At 68.9% G+C, this 17,551-nt stretch carries 14 protein-coding genes; 10 read left to right on the forward strand and 4 right to left on the reverse strand.

Going from position 1 to position 17,551, the window contains the following annotated elements; translation table 11 throughout:
- The 6 genes from AC1D12_RS06550 to AC1D12_RS06575 all read left to right on the forward strand — a co-directional run.
- On the forward strand, nt 1-762 hold a 762-nt coding region (locus tag AC1D12_RS06550; protein ID WP_477839466.1), incomplete at its 5' end, for a hypothetical protein.
- Nucleotides 763-851: 89 nt separating this feature from the next.
- Nucleotides 852-1,667 carry a MerR family transcriptional regulator gene (locus AC1D12_RS06555; RefSeq protein ID WP_477839468.1) on the forward strand — a complete coding sequence of 272 codons (816 nt, stop codon included), beginning with the start codon at nt 852-854 and terminating at the stop codon, nt 1,665-1,667.
- Nucleotides 1,664-2,287, forward strand: a complete 624-nt coding sequence (locus AC1D12_RS06560) for an RES family NAD+ phosphorylase (protein WP_477839470.1) — start codon at nt 1,664-1,666, stop codon at nt 2,285-2,287. Before AC1D12_RS06555 ends, AC1D12_RS06560 begins: the two co-directional genes overlap by 4 nt.
- Before the next feature lie 188 nt (nt 2,288-2,475).
- Nucleotides 2,476-7,614: a putative Ig domain-containing protein gene (locus AC1D12_RS06565; protein WP_477839472.1), complete on the forward strand. Its 5,139-nt coding sequence runs from the start codon at nt 2,476-2,478 to the stop codon at nt 7,612-7,614.
- 69 nt (nt 7,615-7,683) lie between these two features.
- A complete protein-coding gene (locus AC1D12_RS06570) occupies nt 7,684-8,091 on the forward strand; it encodes a hypothetical protein (RefSeq protein WP_477839474.1) in 408 nt (135 codons plus the stop codon).
- Nucleotides 8,088-8,657: an SCO family protein gene (locus AC1D12_RS06575; protein ID WP_477826675.1), complete on the forward strand. Its 570-nt coding sequence runs from the start codon at nt 8,088-8,090 to the stop codon at nt 8,655-8,657. The genes AC1D12_RS06570 and AC1D12_RS06575 overlap by 4 nt, the downstream gene beginning before the upstream one ends.
- A gap of 319 nt (nt 8,658-8,976) precedes the next feature.
- On the opposite strand, the gene AC1D12_RS06580 is transcribed toward AC1D12_RS06575, so the two are convergent.
- Genes AC1D12_RS06580 through AC1D12_RS06595 form a run of 4 tightly spaced genes read right to left on the reverse strand, consistent with a single transcriptional unit; the run spans nt 8,977 to nt 12,129 of the window.
- Nucleotides 8,977-9,615: an ATP-binding cassette domain-containing protein gene (locus AC1D12_RS06580; protein ID WP_477839476.1), complete on the reverse strand. Its 639-nt coding sequence runs from the start codon at nt 9,613-9,615 to the stop codon at nt 8,977-8,979.
- 4 nt (nt 9,616-9,619) lie between these two features.
- Nucleotides 9,620-10,357 (reverse strand): ABC transporter ATP-binding protein, encoded by a 738-nt coding sequence (locus tag AC1D12_RS06585; RefSeq protein WP_052211912.1) that lies wholly within the window; start codon nt 10,355-10,357, stop codon nt 9,620-9,622.
- A complete protein-coding gene (locus AC1D12_RS06590; RefSeq protein ID WP_047506165.1) occupies nt 10,354-11,097 on the reverse strand; it encodes an ABC transporter ATP-binding protein in 744 nt (247 codons plus the stop codon). The genes AC1D12_RS06585 and AC1D12_RS06590 overlap by 4 nt, the downstream gene beginning before the upstream one ends.
- Nucleotides 11,098-11,100: 3 nt before the next feature.
- Entirely contained in the window at nt 11,101-12,129 is a 1,029-nt protein-coding gene (locus tag AC1D12_RS06595) for a branched-chain amino acid ABC transporter permease (protein WP_465113362.1), read from the reverse strand.
- A 117-nt stretch (nt 12,130-12,246) separates the two neighbouring features.
- Here AC1D12_RS06595 and AC1D12_RS06600 point away from each other — a divergent pair, with 117 nt between their 5' ends.
- Genes AC1D12_RS06600 through AC1D12_RS06615 form a run of 4 tightly spaced genes read left to right on the forward strand, consistent with a single transcriptional unit; the run spans nt 12,247 to nt 17,460 of the window.
- Nucleotides 12,247-13,113: a MurR/RpiR family transcriptional regulator gene (locus tag AC1D12_RS06600; protein ID WP_477839479.1), complete on the forward strand. Its 867-nt coding sequence runs from the start codon at nt 12,247-12,249 to the stop codon at nt 13,111-13,113.
- Nucleotides 13,110-15,107 carry a bifunctional 5-dehydro-2-deoxygluconokinase/5-dehydro-2-deoxyphosphogluconate aldolase gene (locus tag AC1D12_RS06605; RefSeq protein WP_477839481.1) on the forward strand — a complete coding sequence of 666 codons (1,998 nt, stop codon included), beginning with the start codon at nt 13,110-13,112 and terminating at the stop codon, nt 15,105-15,107. Before AC1D12_RS06600 ends, AC1D12_RS06605 begins: the two co-directional genes overlap by 4 nt.
- 8 nt (nt 15,108-15,115) lie before the next feature.
- Entirely contained in the window at nt 15,116-16,057 is a 942-nt protein-coding gene (locus tag AC1D12_RS06610; protein WP_465113452.1) for an NAD(P)-dependent oxidoreductase, read from the forward strand.
- A 56-nt stretch (nt 16,058-16,113) separates the two neighbouring features.
- Nucleotides 16,114-17,460: an ABC transporter substrate-binding protein gene (locus AC1D12_RS06615; protein ID WP_477839483.1), complete on the forward strand. Its 1,347-nt coding sequence runs from the start codon at nt 16,114-16,116 to the stop codon at nt 17,458-17,460.
- The last annotated feature ends 91 nt before the right edge of the window (nt 17,461-17,551 follow it).

Raw genomic sequence — 17,551 nt, forward strand, 5'->3', positions numbered from 1 at the left:
GTGCTGGTGTGCGCCGTCGTGCTGGCCGCCAGCTTCGCCGCGAAGCGCTTCGGCCATGGCGTTGCGGGCACCTTGTCGGGCCTGCCGATGATTGCCGGGCCGATCATGGGCTTCGTGCTGCTGCAGGCGCCGCTGTCGCAGGCGCATGCGATCGCGGTGGCGACGATCGTCGCGTAYCCGGCGATGGTGTCGCACATGGTGGCCTTCGCGCACGCGGTGCGGCGCTGGCCGTGGTGGGTGTCGCTGCTGGCGGCGAATGCGGTGTTCCTCGCGGTCGGCGGGTTGCTGGTCTGGATCGCGCTGCCTCTCGCGGCGGCCTGCGTGCTGGCAGCGTTCGCGCCGTGGGCCGGGTCGAGGCTGATGCCGGCGCACCGCCGCGAGCGCACGGTGCTGCACATCCCTTCGGTCGAACTGGTGCTGCGAGTTGCAGCGGCCGCCGCGCTGGCCGCGGCGATCATGGGCGGCGCGCCGGTGTTCCCGGCAGCGATCAGCGGGCTGCTGCTCGCGCTGCCGATCACCGGCAACGTGCTGCCGTGCTTCACGCGGGTGCGGCATGGTGCCGACGCGACGATCGAACTGCTGGCCGGCTTCGTGCGCGGCCTGATCGGCTTCGGCGCGTTCTTCATGGTGCTGGCTCTGGCGCTGCCGGTGCTTGGGGCCGGACTGTCCTACGTAGCGGCCTGGGGGCTGGTGCTGATCGTCGCGTGGGCTCTGCAGCGCCGCCGCGCAGCGCTGACGGTGCCGCCTGTCGCGCCCGATTGAGTCGACCGCCTGGAGATTGCAATGGACGTAACTGGCGTAACCTGAGAGACTGACGAGACCAGGAACACTCCCCGGCCCGAAAAGTTGCCATGGCCCCCATTTCATCCCGCAAGCAGGCGAAATCTGCCAAGTCCTCCCGCACCGCAAAGAGCGGGACTGGAAGTGTCTCCGTGCCGCTGGTCATTGATCTTTCGACCTGGAGCATCCTGGACGCTGAGCTCGCGAATACCCCAGACGTTCAGCAGTTCGACTCCGTCCACCCACTGAGTCCAGGTCTTGCGCGCTCCGTGTTTGAAAAGACCCTCGAGTCTCTGAAGGAGGTCCAGCAGCAACAGGTTGGAGAACTGTCCGCGGGGCAGTTCATCCGGCAGGTCGCCGAGACTCTGGCCGACAAGGCAGATGGGGGAACCCGAGAAGTGCCCGTCATCGAAGGCTGGCAACAGCTTCTGGAACGAGGGCTGAAGAGCAGGACGGCGCTGCTGAAGTCCAAGGAATTCAAGTCGACTTCGCAAGCCAGCGATCTTCTGGGCATTGGAGAGCACGCTGTGCGCAAGCGAGTCAAAGAGCAGAAGTTGTTTGCTTTGCGGACGCCGGGTGACGGAGGGCACCGCATCCCCGCATGGGCACTCGACCCCAAGGTCACTGGTGCGACAACGGCTGCGCTTCTCGCGCAGGCTCGGTCCGCGGACGAATGGCACATCTACCACTTCATGTCCACGCCAAACGGCAGCTTGAACGGACTTCGGCCTTTCGAGTGCCTGATGTCCAACGAAAACCTGCCTCGGGCCAAGGTTCTTGCCAAGGATGAGCTCATCGCCTACCTGAATCTGTCCGCTGGTTCTTCCTTGTTGGAGCCCGTCAGGCGAGCGTTGGAAAGAGAACTCACCGAAGGTCAAGAGACATGAGCGGTCCCTTCCCGGTGCTTGATCCGGCCTTCGTTCTTGCCGTCGAGACGGCCACCAGGGAGACTTTCCATCGGGTCTATTGGTTTGGACAGAACCCGATGAAGCCGAGTGTGGCGGGGGGCAATCGCTATGACTGTCCTGCTGCGCTGCCGCCTTCCGATCAGTTTGGGGTTCTCTACCTCGGCTACGACCTGCCGACGTGCTGGATGGAGACGGTCGTGCGCCAGAACATGGTCCGCCCCGCAGGAACGGACATCCAGATTCCCAAGGCGAAGATGACCGCCCGATGGGCCTGTGAGATCTCTTCCAGGGATCCGCTCGTGCTGGCCCAGTTTGCCGATGAGCCCCTCATCGACCTCGGTGATTGCGCATCGAACGTCATGGAGGACYCCTACCTGCGGACATGGGAGTGGTCGGTGCTGTTGCATGCGCATGCCAACCCTCGAGTCGATGGCCTTCGGTATCGGTCGCGCTTCAAGTCGGGCCAGTTCTGCGTGGCACTGTTCGAGCGAGCCATTTCTGCCAAGGGCCTGACCGTTTCGAACGCACGAAGTGTCGACCCCATGACGTCGACAGAGGCTCAGTCGATCATGCGACGGTACCGCGTGGTGCCCATCTAGGCTGAGTCGCTGATCCCGTCGCTCTGAGTACCTGCCCGTGTTGACAGCGCGTCGGCACCCCTGTAAAAAGAGCGAATGTTCTAGTTGACTAAAAAATAGAACATACGTTTACGGCAGACCTTCCCCGATCAACGACATGGCGCAGCGCGAGCCTCCGGGCCGCCGCATGCACCAGGCAGGAGACAAGCATGACCCGATTCTTCCGCGTCCCGGTGCCGCGTGGTGCCGTGCTGGCTGGTGCGCTGCTGCTGGCAGCGTGCGGCGGCGGCGGCGGTGATACCGCGCCGACCCCACCCCCGGCTGACGCAGGTGCGTCGCCCACCGAGCGGGCCGCCGCCGTGGCCGCGCCCGGCGCCGGCCAATGGACCCCGCTGATCCCGCTGTCGATGGTGACGCCGTCGGCCGCGCTGCTGCCGAACGGCAAGGTGATGCTGTGGGCCTCGTCCGACCGCTTCACCGACGGCGCGCCGAGCGGCCAGACCTACACCACGCTGTTCGACCCGGCCACGCAGACCGCGAGCGAGACGCTGATCACGCAGACCGGCCACGACATGTTCTGCACCGGCACCACCAACCTGCCGGACGGCCGCATCCTCGTCAACGGCGGCAAGGACAGCGCCAAGACGACGGTCTACGACCCGGTCGCCAACGCCTGGAGCACCGGCGCGACGATGACGATCCCGCGCGGCTACAACGCCAACACCATCCTCGCCGACGGCTCGGTCTTCACGCTCGGCGGCTCGTGGAGCGGCGGGCGCGGCAACAAGCACGGCGAGCGCTGGACGGCCGCCGGCGGCTGGGCGCGCCTGACCGGCGTGCCGGTCGATGCGGCGCTCGGCAACGACCCCGATTTCGCGTTCCGCGCCGACAACCACATGTGGCTGTTCCCGGCGCCGAACGGCAAGGTGCTGCATGCCGGGCCGGCCGCGAACATGAACTGGATCGACACCCAGGGCAGCGGCAGCATCACGCCGGCCGGCACGCGCGGCGACGATGCGTACAGCCAGAGCGGCAACGCGGTGATGTACGACATCGGCAAGATCCTGAAGGTCGGCGGTGCGCCGGCCTACGAAGGGCAGAACGCCAACAACCGCGCCTACGTGATCGACGTGAACGCCGGCGTCTCGGTGCGCAAGGTCGCGCCGATGGCGTACTCGCGCATCTTCAGCAACGGCGTCGTGCTGCCGAACGGGCAGGTGCTGGTGATCGGCGGCCACAGCTTCGGCCGCCCGTGGTCCGATGACAACTCGGCCCTGGTGCCCGAGCTGTGGGATCCGGCCACCGAGACCTTCGTGCCGCTGCCGCCGATCGGCGTGCCGCGCAATTACCACAGCATCGCGCTGCTGCTGCCCGACGCCCGCGTGCTGACGGCCGGCAGCGGCCTGTGCGGCAGCTGCTCGACCAACCATGCGAACGCGCAGATCCTGACGCCGCACTACCTGCTGAACGACGACGGCACGGCCGCGACGCGCCCGGTGATCAGCACCGCGCCGGCCAGCGCGACGCAGGGCACGAACATCGCGGTGACGACGAATGCCGCGGTCGCGCAGTTCTCGCTGGTGCGCGTCGGCTCGACCACGCACACCGTCAACAACGACCAGCGCCGCATCCCGCTGCAGTTCACCACCACCGGCAGCAATGCGTATTCGCTGGCGCTGCCGTCGAACCCCGGCGTGCTGCTGCCCGGCTACTACATGCTGTTCGCGATGAACGCGGCCGGCACGCCGTCGGTGTCGAAGATGATCCGCATCGGCGGCGATGCCGCGCCGAAGCTCGTGAACCCCGGCACGCAGAGCAGCATCAGCGGCAGCGCGGTGAACCTGGCGCTGGCCGCCACCACGCCGACCGGCACGCTGACCTGGTCGGCGACCGGCCTGCCGCCGGGCCTCGCGATCAATGCGAGCAGCGGCGCCATCACCGGCACGCCGACCACGGTGGGCCAGTACGTGGTCACGGTGAGCACGCGCAACGACGTGGCGGCCAGCAGCACGATGCTGGCGTGGAACGTCACGCCGGTGCTCGGCGCGACGGTGCAGTACGTGATGCTGGAGGCGGTGTCGGAGCAGGGCGGCAACGCCTGGACCTCGATGGCCGAGTTCAACCTGCTCGATCGCGCCGGCGCGGTGATCCCGCGCACCGGCTGGGCGGTGCAGGTCGACAGCCAGGAGGCGGCGAGCGGCCAGAATTCGGGCGCCGCCGCGATCGATGGCGATGCAGCAACCTTCTGGCACACCAAGTACACCGGCGGCAACGCGCCGCTGCCGCACCGCTTCATCGTCAACCTCGGCACGGCGCGCGGCATCGGCGGCTTCAAGTACCTGCCGCGCCCGGCGGCGGGCGGGTTGAACGGCATCATCGCCGGCTGGAACTTCTACATCGGCAACGACGGCGTCAACTGGTCGCTGCTGAAGAGCGGCAACTTCAACGACTTCCCGGACCGCAGTTCGGAGAAGACGGTGACGGTCGACCGCGCACCGGCCATCGCGCCGATCGCCAACCGCAACAACCTGGTCGGCCAGGCGGTGTCGTTCGGCGTCAGCGCCGGCGATCCGGATGGCGATGCGTTGACCTACTCGGCCACCGGCCTGCCGAACGGACTGTCGATCAACGCGACCAGCGGGCTCATCAGCGGCACGGTGAGCACCGTCGGCAACTTCGCGGTGACGGTCGGCGTCAACGACGGGCACGGTGGCACCGCGAGTGCAGCCTTCAGCTGGAACGTCAGCGCGGCGGCCTTCGTGATCGACCCGGTCGCGGTGGCTCCGGTGGTCTCTGGCAGCAGTGTGACCTTCAACGTCGCGTCGAACGGCGGCACCGGCACGCGCTACCGCTGGACCTTCGGCGACGGCACRGCGCAGACGGCGTATTCCACCGCCACGTCGATCGCCCACACCTACGCGGCGCCGGGCCTGTACAGCGTGACGGTGGAGGCGATCGACGCGAACAACGTCGTCACCTCGCGCACCTTCAGGCAGGCCGTGTATGCGGCGGCCACCGCGGCGCGCCCGACCTCGTCGTCGGCGATCGCGCTGGAGCCCGCGACGACGCCGCGTGTGTGGCTGGTGAACCAGGACAACGACAGCGTCAGCGTCTTCAACGGCAGCACGAATGCGCGGGTCGCGGAGATCGCGGTCGGCACGCGGCCGCGCAGCGTGGCACGCGCGCCCGACGGCCGCATGTGGGTCGTCAACAAGGGCGATGCGACGATCAGCATCGTCAATGCCGGCACGCTGGCCGTCGCGCAGACGGTGGCGCTGCCGCGCGCCTCGCAACCGTTCGGCCTCGCCYTCGCGCCGGACGGCAGCGCGGCCTACGTCGCGCTCGAGGGCAGCGGCCAGTTGCTGAAGCTCAATGCCTCGACCGGTGCGACGCTCGGCAGCGTGGCGGTGGGCGCGAACCCGCGGCATGTGTCGGTGACGGCGGCGAGCGACCTCGTGCTGGTGTCGCGCTTCGTCTCGCCGGCGTTGCCGGGCGAGGGCACGGCCAGCSTGCAGACGGCCGTCGGCGGCGTGAAGAAGGGCGGCGAGGTGGTCGTCGTGACGGCCGCGCTGGCGGTGGAGCGCACCGTGGTGCTGCAGCACAGCGACAAGCCCGACAGCCTGCTGCAGGGCCGCGGCATCCCGAACTACCTGGCGCCGGCGGTGATCTCGCCGGACGGCCAGAGCGCCTGGGTGCCGTCCAAGCAGGACAACCTGTTGCGCGGCACGCTGCGCGACGGCAGCAACCTGGACTTCCAGAACACGGTGCGCGCGATCAGCTCGCGCATCGACCTGGTGGGCTGGGCCGAGGACTACGCGGCGCGCATCGACCACGACAACTCCGGCGTCAGCAGCGGCGCGGTGTTCCACCCGACCGGGGCGTTCCTGTTCGTCGCGCTCGAGACGAGCCGCGAGGTGGCGGTGGTGGACCCGGTCGCGAAGGCCGAGATCTACCGCTTCCCGGTGGGGCGTGCGCCGCAGGCGGTGGCGGTGTCGGCCGACGGGCTGAAGCTGTACGTCAACAACTTCATGGACCGCACGCTCGGCGTGTACGACCTGACGCGGCTCGTGAACTTCGGCGAGCTGAACCTGCCGCTGCTCGCGAACRCCGGGGCGGTCGGCACCGAGAAGCTCGCGGCCAATGTGCTGACCGGCAAGAGGCTGTTCTACGACGCGGCCGACACGCGGCTGGCGCGCGATGCCTACATGAGCTGCGCGTCGTGCCACAACGACGGCGGGCAGGACGGCCGCACCTGGGACTTCACCGGGCTCGGCGAGGGCTTGCGCAACACGATCTCGCTGCGCGGGCATGCCGGTGCGCAGGGCAACCAGCACTGGACCGGCAACTTCGACGAGATCCAGGACTTCGAGGGCCAGATCCGCAACTTCGCGCTCGGCACCGGGCTGATGAGCGATGCGCAGTTCAACACCGGCACGCGCTCGCAGCCGCTGGGCGATCGCAAGACGGGCGTCAGCGCCGATCTGGATGCGCTGGCGGCATACGTCGCGTCGCTGAAGGCGAGCGATGCGAGCCCGTACCGCAACGCGAACGGCACGCTGACCGCCGATGCGCTGGCCGGCCAGGTGCTGTTCCGCGGCGCGGGCGGCTGCCTCGCCTGCCACGGCGGCACCGACGTGACCGACAGTGCCGGCGGCGTGCTGCGCAACGTCGGCACGATCAAGGCGTCGTCGGGCAAGCGGCTCGGCCAGACGCTGACCGGGCTGGACACGCCGACGCTGAAGGGCGCGTGGGCGACAGGGCCGTACCTGCACGACGGCTCGGCGGCCACGCTGCTGGACGTGCTGACGACCGCCAACGCGGCCAACCAGCACGGCGCGGCGGGCAGCCTGACGGCGGCGCAGCGCACGCAGCTGGTGGCCTACCTGCAGCAGCTGGACGACAGCAACGATGCGATCAGCGCGGCGACGATCGGTGGCCTGTCGGTGCTGGACACGGCGAACGCGGCGGACTGGTCGGTGCAGGCCAACCTGCAGGCGGCCGGGCTGCAGTTCGGCGATCGCACCTTCACGATCACCGGGTTGCCGGCGGTGCTGTCGGGTTCCCCCTGGTTGCGCACCGCGAACGATTCGAAGACCTTCACGGGCAACCCGACGGCGAGCTTCACGCTGAACCAGCCGGCGGATGTGTATGTGACGGTCGACGACCGCTTCACCGGCGCGTTCTCGTGGATGGCGGGCTGGTCGAACACCGGGCTGAAGATGACGACCGACGAGGCGGGCACGGCACGCAGTTTCAGCGTGTGGACGAAGAGCTTCCCGGCCGGGACGGTGAACCTGGGGCCGGTGGGGTCCGGAGGGAACAGCATGTACAGCGTGGTGGTGCGGTAGGGGACGGTGGCGAACGCACACGAACCGTTCGGACTGAGCCTGTCGAAGTCCTGGTGGCTGGGCGGCGTCTTGGCCCTGTGTGCGGTCGTCGCGTTCGCCGATCCCGTCACCCACCTCGGCCGCCAGCTGTATCGCGGCGAGGTCGCGCTCTCCGGCACGATCAGCGGCCATGCCCAGCCACTGCCGCCGATCGCGACGCGCTGCACCAACTGCCATTCGCGCGACAGTGCGGCGCAAGCCGCCTCAGGCGCCGCCTCGTTCGCGCCGCTGCTGACGCGCGAGCGGCTGCTGGGCCCGATCGCGCGGCGGGGCGGCCCACCGTCGCGCTACGACGAGGCGGCGTTCTGCCGATTGCTGCGCAGCGGCATCGACCCGGCCATCATGCTGATCCCGCGGCAGATGCCGCGCTATGCGATCGACGATGCGCAGTGCAAGGCGCTGTGGGCTTACCTGATCGATGGAGGAGAGACGCGATGACGACGCGGCGAGAGTGGCTTGTCGGTGCGGCTGCCTGCGCGCTGCTGTTGCACGAGGCGCGGGCCCACAGCGTCTTCGGCCCGGTGCAGCCGGCGCTGCCTGCGCCGGCGCTGTCTCTGCAGGACATGGCCGGCAGATCGGTGGCGCTGCCCTCGCTGCTCACCGGACAGGTCACGGCCGTGCAGCTGATGTTCACCGGCTGCAGCGCAACCTGCCCGATCCAGGGCGCGGTGTTCGCCGATGCGCAGGCGCGGCTCGCGAAGGAGAACGCCGGGCTGCGGCTGCTGTCGCTGTCGATCGACCCGCTCGGCGACGACCTGCCGGCGATGCGGGCCTGGCTCGCGAAGTTCGGTGCGCAATCGCCGCGCTGGGCGGCGGCGCTGCCGAAGCTGAAGGATGTCGACCTGCTGCTCGACTTCCTGCGCGGCCGCGCGCCCGGCACCGATCGCCACACCGCGCAGGCCTTCGTGTTCGACCGGCAGGCGCGGTTGGTCTATCGCACCGAGGACATGCCGCAGCCTGAGGAGTTGGTGAAGCTGATGCAGAGGGTGGCTGCCCGAGCGTGACCCGGCCATCCACCCTCACTTGTTCGCTTGTCAAATCCGAAGGAGCAGGGTGGTGGCAGAAGGCGSGTGYGGGGAGGCTGTGGWGCGCCAATAAGGAGGGGGCGCCGGAGCTGGCTGGTTTCATGGCCCCGCGCGAAGCGCGATCGTGAACTGACTGTCGYCSACTGTTTGACCACAACGAACGAAGTGAGTGGMGGGAGTTTCGACGACGGGCCTTGAAACCAGTCAGCGCAGGGCAGTCAGCGCCCCGCCAGGGGTGATGACCGCACCCGACGGCGCGCCACAGCCTCCCCACACGCGCCTTCCGCACCAACGCCCATCAGGCAGAAACCGGCGCCAGCCTCCCGAGGTAGTTCCGCACGCTCGCCTGCATGCACAACTCCCCCATCGTCGTCGCATGCATCAGCCGGCTGACCCGGCTCTCGTCCTTGTGCACGAAGATGTAGCGCTCGCAGATGTCGGCCAGGATCTCCATGTGCACCGGCTCGTTCGGGTGCAGGCACAGGAACACCAGCTTGCCCTGGCTGCGCAGCTTGCGGAAGAACTCCAGCATGAAGCCGATGTAGCCGTCCTGCGTGTTGAACTGCGGCTCGTCGAACAGGTGCACCACCGCCCGCTCCGCGCCCGCATGCTCCAGCATGAAGTTCGGCCGGTCGCGCTTGAACGAGCGCACCTGGTACGACTGGTGGTAGTGCAAGGCCAGACGGTCGCGCTCGCGATACCGCACCTTGTGGATGTCCTGCCCCGCCACCATCACCCGCCCGCCGCTCGGCGCGTTGCCGCCGGTGATCAGCTCGAACATCGTCGTCTTGCCGGCGCCGTTGGCGCCCATCACGCCGATGATGCCGGGGCCGTCGACCTGGAAGTCGGCCTCCAGCGAGAACGTCGTCTGCCGGTTCGGCCAACCGCGCCGGTACTGCTTGCGCAGGCCATCGACATGAAGAATCGGTGCAGCCATCTCGTCAGACTCCCAGCAGCTTGCGTTGCAGCGCCGCATCGCCGCGCAGCGCCGCGGCGCTGCCCTCGTGCACGATGCGGCCCTGGTGCATCACGTACGCGCGGTCCGACACCGCCAGCGCACTCTCGACGTTCTGCTCCACCAGCAGCACCGCCACCCCCTCCCGCTTCAGCCGCGTGACGGTCGCCATCACGTCCTGCACCACCTTCGGCGCGAGGCCCTGGCTCGGCTCGTCGAACAGCACCAGCCCCGGCGAGCCGATCAGCGCACGCGAGATCGCCACCATCTGCATCTCGCCACCCGACAGGTTCTCGCACTCGCGGCCCATCAGGTACTCCATCGCCGAGAAGATCTCGAAGCACTCCTTCTCGCTCCACGCCCGGAAGCGCGTCTTCTTGCGCGCGATGGCGAGGTTGCGCGCCACCGTCAGCGTCGGGAAGATGCGCCGGTCGTCCGGTACCCAGCCGACGCCCATGCCGGCGATGCGGTGCGTCGGCACATGGGTGATGTCGGCGCCGTCGAAGCGCACGCTGCCGCGCTTCGGCGGCGTGAGCCCGAGGATCGAGCGCAGCGTCGTCGTCTTGCCGGCGCCGTTCGGCCCGAGCAGCGACACCACCTCGCCCGGCGCGATGCTCAGCGACACGCCGAACAGCGCCTGCGTCTCGGCGTAGAAGGTCTCGATGCCGTGGATCTCGAGGATCGCTGGCTGTTGCGTGGGTTGCGGTTTCAGGACGGCGCTCATGACAAGGTCCCCAGGTTCGAGCGTTGCACCCACGGGTTGTCGCGCAGCTGCGCCGGCGTGCCCTCGGCGATCACCTGGCCCCAATGGATCACGTTGATCTTGTCGGCCAGGCCGAACAGGAAGCGCATGTCGTGCTCGATGATCACGATCGTCAGCTCGCGTTTGAGCTGCGCGATCAGCTCGGCCACGCGCGCGGTGCCTTCGGCACCCAGCCCGGCAGTCGGCTCGTCGAGGAACAGCAACCGCGGGTCGGTCGCGAGCGCGACGCCGATCTCCAGCGCGCGCCGCTCGCCGTACGACAGCGCGCCGGCCATCGCCGAGGCCTTGGCCGCCAGCCCGACGCGGTCGAGCACCGCCATCGCCAGCGCACGGCCGCGGCTGAAGCGGCCGAGGTCGCGCCACATCGACAGGCCCTGCTCGCGCACCGCCGGCAGCGCGACCAGCACGTTGTCGAGCGTGGTCTCCTCGTCGAACAGGTTCATGATCTGGAACGAGCGCGACAGCCCGCGCCGCGCGATCTGCCGAGGCGACAGGCCGGTGATGTCCTCGCCGGCAAAGCGCACGCTGCCGCGGTCGGGTGTATAGCGGCCGGTCAGCACGTTGAAGCAGGTCGTCTTGCCGGCACCGTTGGGACCCATGATCCCGGTGAGCTGCTTCTCCTCGAAGGCCAGCGTGATGCTTTCCAGCACCACCTGGTCGCCGAAGCGCTTGTGCAGTTGATGGGCTTCGAACAGGGCCACGGGTCAGGTCTCCTTCGGAGTGGCGAGCGTCGCGTTGGGCTGCGGCGGCGTGTGCTTGCGGGCCGCGCAGCGCGCGCGCCACGATTGCCACGCACCGGCCACGCCGTCCGGCTGGAACAGCACGACCAGGATGAACAGCAGCCCGTACCAGAGCAGCCAGGTCTCGGTGTAGGCGCCCAGCAGGTCTCTCGTCAGGATGAACACCAGCGCGCCGATCACCGGCCCCCAGAAGCTCACCAGGCCGCCGCCGATCAGCACCATCATCACGACGAAGCCGGAGTTGTGCAGGCTCATCACGTTCGGGTAGGCCGATTGCTGCGCCATCGCGAACAGCGCACCGGCCAGCCCGGCCACCGCCGTCGAGATGATGAAGGCCAGCCACTTGTAGAGCCACACCGGGTGGCCGACGAACGCGGCGCGCATCTCGTTCTGCTTGATCGCGCGCAGGATGCGGCCGAACGGCGAATGCACCAGCCGCCACAGCGCCGCCAGCACCAGCGCGAACACCACCAGCGCGAAGTAGAAGAAGGCCTCGTTGCTCTTCAGCGAGATGTCGACGAAACCGAGCGACAGGTCGGGCCGCCTGATGTTCAGCAGCCCGTCCTCGCCGCCCGTCACCGTGTGCCACTTGCCGGCGATGAACCAGGCCAGCTGCCCGAACGCGATCGTCAGCAGCGCGTAGTAGATGCCGCGCCGGTGCGAGATGAAGGCTCCGACCAGGGCGCCCGCCAGTGCCGCGATGAGCACCGCGCCGAGCACGCCCAGCACCAGCCCGGCACCGCCGCGCAGCTGCAGCAGCCCGAACGCATACGCGCCGATGCCGAAGTACGCGCCGTGCCCGAACGACGGCAGCCCGCCGTAGCCGAGCAGCAGGTTGTGTCCGAGCGCGAACAGCATCCAGATCATGATTTCCAGCGCCAGGTACTGGTAGAGCCCGACCTGGCTCAACCACAGCGGCGTGCTGGCGAGCACCGCCACCGTGATCAGGAGGGGTAGCGGGGCGAGCGGCGCGTGTCGTGTGGTGCTGAGCATGTTGGAACGCTGGGCAATGAACTGTGGACTCGCCGGAATATATGTTCTACAGTTTCCGAGCGCAAGAATGTTTGTTCCTATTGCGGGTCAGTGCTTCCCCCTAGACAGTTCAGCCTCATGAGTCCCATCTCCAGCTACGACGAATTGAAGGATGCGATCTCGCGCGCCTACCCGGAGCTTCCGGCGCAGCTGCAGCGCATCGCGCGCTTCGCGCTGGAGCGCCCGAACGAGCTCGCGCTCGGCACGGTGGCCGTGATCGCCGAGGCGGCGCAGGTGCAGCCGTCGTCGCTGATCCGCTTCGCGAATGCACTGGGCTTCAACGGTTTCTCGCAGATGCAGCAGGTGTTCCGCGGCCACCTGGTCGAGCGCTCCGGCAGCTACCGCGAGCGCATCAACCAGCAGCGCCGCAGCGGCGACGGCGCGGCCAGCGGCGGCTTCCTGAACCAGTACGTGGCCGAGGCGATCGGCGAACTCGGCCACCTCGAAGACAGCGTGCGCGCGGCCGACGTGAAGGCCGCCGTGCAGCTGCTGTGCGCCGCGCGCCGCGTGCACGTGCTGGCGCAGCGGCGCGCGTTCCCGGTCGCCTGCTACCTCGCCTATGCGCTGAGCCAGCTGGAGCTCAAGGCCTACCTGCTCGAAGGCCTGGGCGGCATGCTGCGCGAATCGCTGCGCAACATCGCGCGCGACGAGGTGCTGGTGGTCACCAGCTTCCACAGCTACTCGCGCGACGTGATCGATGCCGCCGAGGCCGCGCAGCAGGCCGGCGTGCCGGTGATCGCGATCACCGACAGCGCGCTGTCGCCGCTGAAGCGCTCGGCGAGCGTCTGCTTCGAGCTCGGCCTCGCGTCCGACCAGGTGTTCCGCTCGCTCGTCGCRCCGCTGTGCCTGGCGCAGGCCATCGTCGTCACCACCGGGCACCGGCTCGCCGAAATGGCGGCCCGCCCCCGCACCCGACCCCGTCATTTGAATGGAGATGCTGCATGAGTGTCAGAGATTCYGCCCCGCCGGCGGCCCGCGCGCTGGACCTGGTCTGCGTCGGGCGGGCCGCCGTCGACCTGTACGGCGAACAGCTCGGCGCGCGCCTGGAGGACGTGCAGACCTTCGCGAAGTACCTCGGCGGCTCGCCGGCCAACACCGCGGTGGGGGCGTCGCGGCTCGGGCTGCGCTGCGCGATGCTGAGCCGCGTCGGCGACGAGCACAACGGCCGCTTCGTGCGCGAGACACTGGCCGCCGAGGGCGTCGACGTGTCGCAGCTGAAGACCGATCCGTCGCGGCTGACCGCGCTGGTCTTCCTCGGCCTGCGTGACCGCGACACCTTTCCGCTGGTGTTCTACCGCGACAACTGCGCCGACATGGGCCTGTGCGAGGACGACGTCGATCCGGCCGTGATCGCCGGCGCCCGCGCGCTGCTGATCTCGGGCACGCACCTGTCGCGCCCCGGCACGCGGGCCGCCTGCCTCGCGGCGATGCGTGCCGCGCGCGCGGCCGGCACGCGCGTCGTGCTCGACATCGACTACCGCCCGGTGCTGTGGGGCCTGACGGCGCCCGGCCTCGGCGAGCAGCGCTACATCGCGTCGGCCCACGTCAGCGCGCAGCTGCAGGAGATCCTGCCGCTGTGCGACCTGGTGGTCGGCACCGAGGAAGAGGTGCACATCGCCGGCGGCAGCGACGACAGCGCCACCGCGCTGCGCCGCATCCGCGCGCTGACGCCCGCGCTGATCGTGATGAAGCGCGGGCCGATGGGCTGCGTCGCCTACGACGGCGCGATTCCCGCGCGGCTCGACGACGGCGTCGCCGGCCCGGGCTTCCCGGTCGAGGTGTTCAACGTGCTGGGTGCCGGCGATGCCTTCATGGCCGGGCTGCTGCGCGGCTGGGTGCGCGACGAGCCGCTGCCGCAGGCGCTGCGCTATGCGAATGCCTGCGGCGCGATCGTCGTGTCTCGCCATGGCTGCGCGCCGGCCATGCCGAGCTGGGTCGAGCTGAGCCATTTCCTCGCGCACGGCTCGCGCCACCCGCGGCTGCGCGAGGACGCGAAGCTGGAGCAGCTGCACCGCGCATCGACCCGCCACCGCCAATGGCCCGGCCTCGCGGTGCTGGCCTTCGATCACCGCTCGCAGTTCGAGGAGATCGCCGCCAAGCACGGCGCGCCGCGCGAGCGCATTCCGCAGTTCAAGGCGCTGGTTGCGCGCGCCGCGGCGCAGGGCCATGCGGCCGCGCGCGCGGCGCACCCGCTGCGCCACCCGGGCCAGGCCTTTCCGGACGCCGGCGTGATCCTCGATGGCCGCTTCGGCGAGCAGATCCTGCCGCCGCTGACCGGTGTCGGGCTGTGGGTCGCACGGCCGGTCGAACTGCCCGGCTCCCGGCCACTGGATTTCGAGGACGGCTGCAACGTCGGCCTGGCGCTGCGCACCTGGCCGCAGGAGCACGTCGTCAAGTGCCTCGTGTACCACCACCCCGACGACGAGGCCGGGCTCGCGGCGCAGCAGGTCGCGAGCGTCGGCCTGCTGGCCCAGGCCTGCAACGCCACCGGCCACGAGCTGCTGCTGGAGGTGATCCCGCCGCGCGGCATGGCCACCGACGACGAGACGCTGGCGCGCGCGCTGCGCCAGTTCTATGCAGCCGGCATCCAGCCTGACTGGTGGAAGCTGCCCCCGCCCGCCAGCGAGGCGGCGTGGCGCCACATCGAGGATGTGATCGCGTCGAACGACCCGCTGTGCCGCGGCGTGCTCTTGCTCGGCATGGAGGCGAGCGAGCAGGCGCTGCGCGAAGGCTTCCGCACGGCCGCCGCGCGGCCGCTGTGCAAGGGCTTCGCGGTCGGCCGCTCGCTGTTCGCCGAGGCGGCGCACGGCTGGTTCGCCGGCACGCTGGACGATGCGGCCGTCATCGAGCAGGTGGCAGCGAGCTACCGGCGGCTGATCGAGTTCTGGACCGAGGCGCGGGCCGAAGTCGGCACCGCATCGCTCGTCACGAATTTCTGAACATCGCACTGAACACCAACTCACCAGGAGAGAACGACATGACGACAGCAAGCAAGACCAAGGTGGGCTTCATCGGCCTCGGCATGATGGGCCACGGCATGGCGAAGAACCTGCTCGCCAAGGGCTTCGGCGTGAGCTTCGTGGTGCACCGCAACCGCGCCAACCTGCAGGACCTGCTCGATGCCGGCGCGACCGAGCAGCCGAGCCGTGCGGCGGTGGCGGAGACCAGCGACGTGGTCATCATCTGCGTCACCGGCTCGCCGCAGGTCGAGGAGATCGTCTACGGCAACCAGGGGCTGCTGGCCGCGGCCGGCAAGGGCCTGACGGTGATTGACACCTCGACCGCCGAGCCGGCCTCGACCGCGCGCATCCGCGCCGATTTCGCGGCCCGCGGCGTCGCCTTCATCGATGCGCCGCTCGCCCGCACGCCGAAGGAGGCCGAGGAGGGCCGGCTGAACACGATGGTCGGCGCCGAGCCGGCCGACTTCGAGCGCGTGCGGCCGGTGCTCGCGGCGTTCTGCGARAACATCTTCCACGTCGGCCCGCCSGGSCACGGCCAYGTGCTSAAGCTGATCAACAACATGCTCGCGATGACCACCGCGGCGGCCATCGCCGAGGCGGTGGCCACCGCCGCGAAGAGCGGGCTGTCGCTGCAGAAGCTGTTCGACGTGATCTCGGCCGGCGGCGTCAACTCCGGCATCTTCCAGATGATGCTGGGCAAGACGCTGCAGGGCGACCTGACCGGGCTGAAGTTCGCGATCGGCAATGCGCAGAAGGACCTGCGCTACTACACCCACCTGACCGAGATGCTGCCGACGACGAGCTTCGTCGCCGAGGCGGCGCACCAGAGCTTCGTGCAGGCCGGCAACCTGGGCCTGGGCGACAAGTTCATCGCGTCGCTGCTGGAGGCCCAGGAGAAGCTGAACAACGTGCAGATCATTCCGCGCTGATTTTTTCTGCGCCCGACAACCGGCGCGGACCCACCACAACAACCCTGGAGACAAGCATGGACAAGTCGACGAAAGAAGTTCAAGCGATCGATGCCGGCGCACCTGATGTCAGCGCACCTGACACCGGAAGGCGCAGCCTGCTGAAGGCGGGCGCCGTGGCGGCCGCCGCGCCGGCGGCCTTCTTCGGCCCGTGGGCGCACAACCGCGTCTGGGCCCAGGCGGCCACGGCCAAGCCGCTGGTCATCGGCCTGACGATGGACGCCTCCGGCCAGTACGGCGCGAGCGGCGGCGAGGAGCGGCTCGGCGCGATGATGGCGATCAAGGAGTTCAACGACAAGGGCGGCGTGCTCGGCCGGCGCATCGAGGCGCTGCACATGGACACCGAGACCACGCCGGCCTCGGGCTCGCGCATCGCGGAGCGCATGATCACGCGCAACGAGGTGGCCTTCCTGGTGGGCGCACTGCACTCGGGCGTCGCGAACGCGATCTCGCAGGTCGCCCAGAAGTACGGCACGATCTTCCTGAACACCAACTCCAGCWSSCCGACCGAGGCCGGCAAGGACTGCCACCGCRYCAAGTTCGTCTGGGACGGCAACGGCACSAACTTYKCSMAYGCGATCGTCAAGAACGCSATCAAGGYSARCGGCAAGAACTGGGTGCTGCTGACCAACGACTAYGTGTGGGGCCRCACCACCTCSRMGGCGACRCGCGCGATCGTSGARGCCAACGGCGGSMRSATCGTYGAGGAGCTGCTGGTGCCGCARAACACCCGCGACTTCTCGTCGTACCTGCTGAAGCTGCAGCAGCTGAAGCCGAATGCGGTGGCGACCGCGATCGGCGGCGACGACATCAAGGCGCTGCGCCAGCAGGTCATCCAGCTCAACCTGCAGAAGAGCATGGCCTGGATCAACAACCAGCAGGACTGGCCGGAYGTCTAYGGKCTSGGYCCKGAAKCSATCTTCGGCGTSTTCGGCACCACCTGGTACTACCGCCTCGACCTGCCGGGCGTGAAGGAGTTCGTCGCGGCCTACCAGAAGCAGTTCCCCGGCATGGCGATCAAGGTGCCGGGCAACGTCTATCACAACAGCTACATGGCCACGCGCGAACTGCTGCGCTGCGTGGAAGAGGCCGGCACCACGCAGAACATCGCGGTGATCAAGAAGCTGGAAGGCCGCAAGATGCCCGCGCGCGACCGGCTGCAGCACTTCGATGCCTGGATGGACCCGGTGACGCACCAGGTGCAGCAGACCATCTACATGGCGAGCTACAACGAGGCGCCGGCCGAGAAGGACGACATCTTCAAGATCCTGTCGAACGTGGATCCGAAGGAGGTCGTCGATGCCGATGCGCAGAAGACCTGCAAGCTCGAGAGCTACGACGCCACGCCCTCGTACCAGCAATGACGCACGCTCGCAGGCGCATGCTGATCGGCGGGGCTGCGGCCGTCGCCGGCTTCAGCGGACCCTGGGCCCACCACCATGCGTGGGCCCAGGC

Source organism: Rhizobacter sp. P1_G5 (assembly GCF_056405435.1).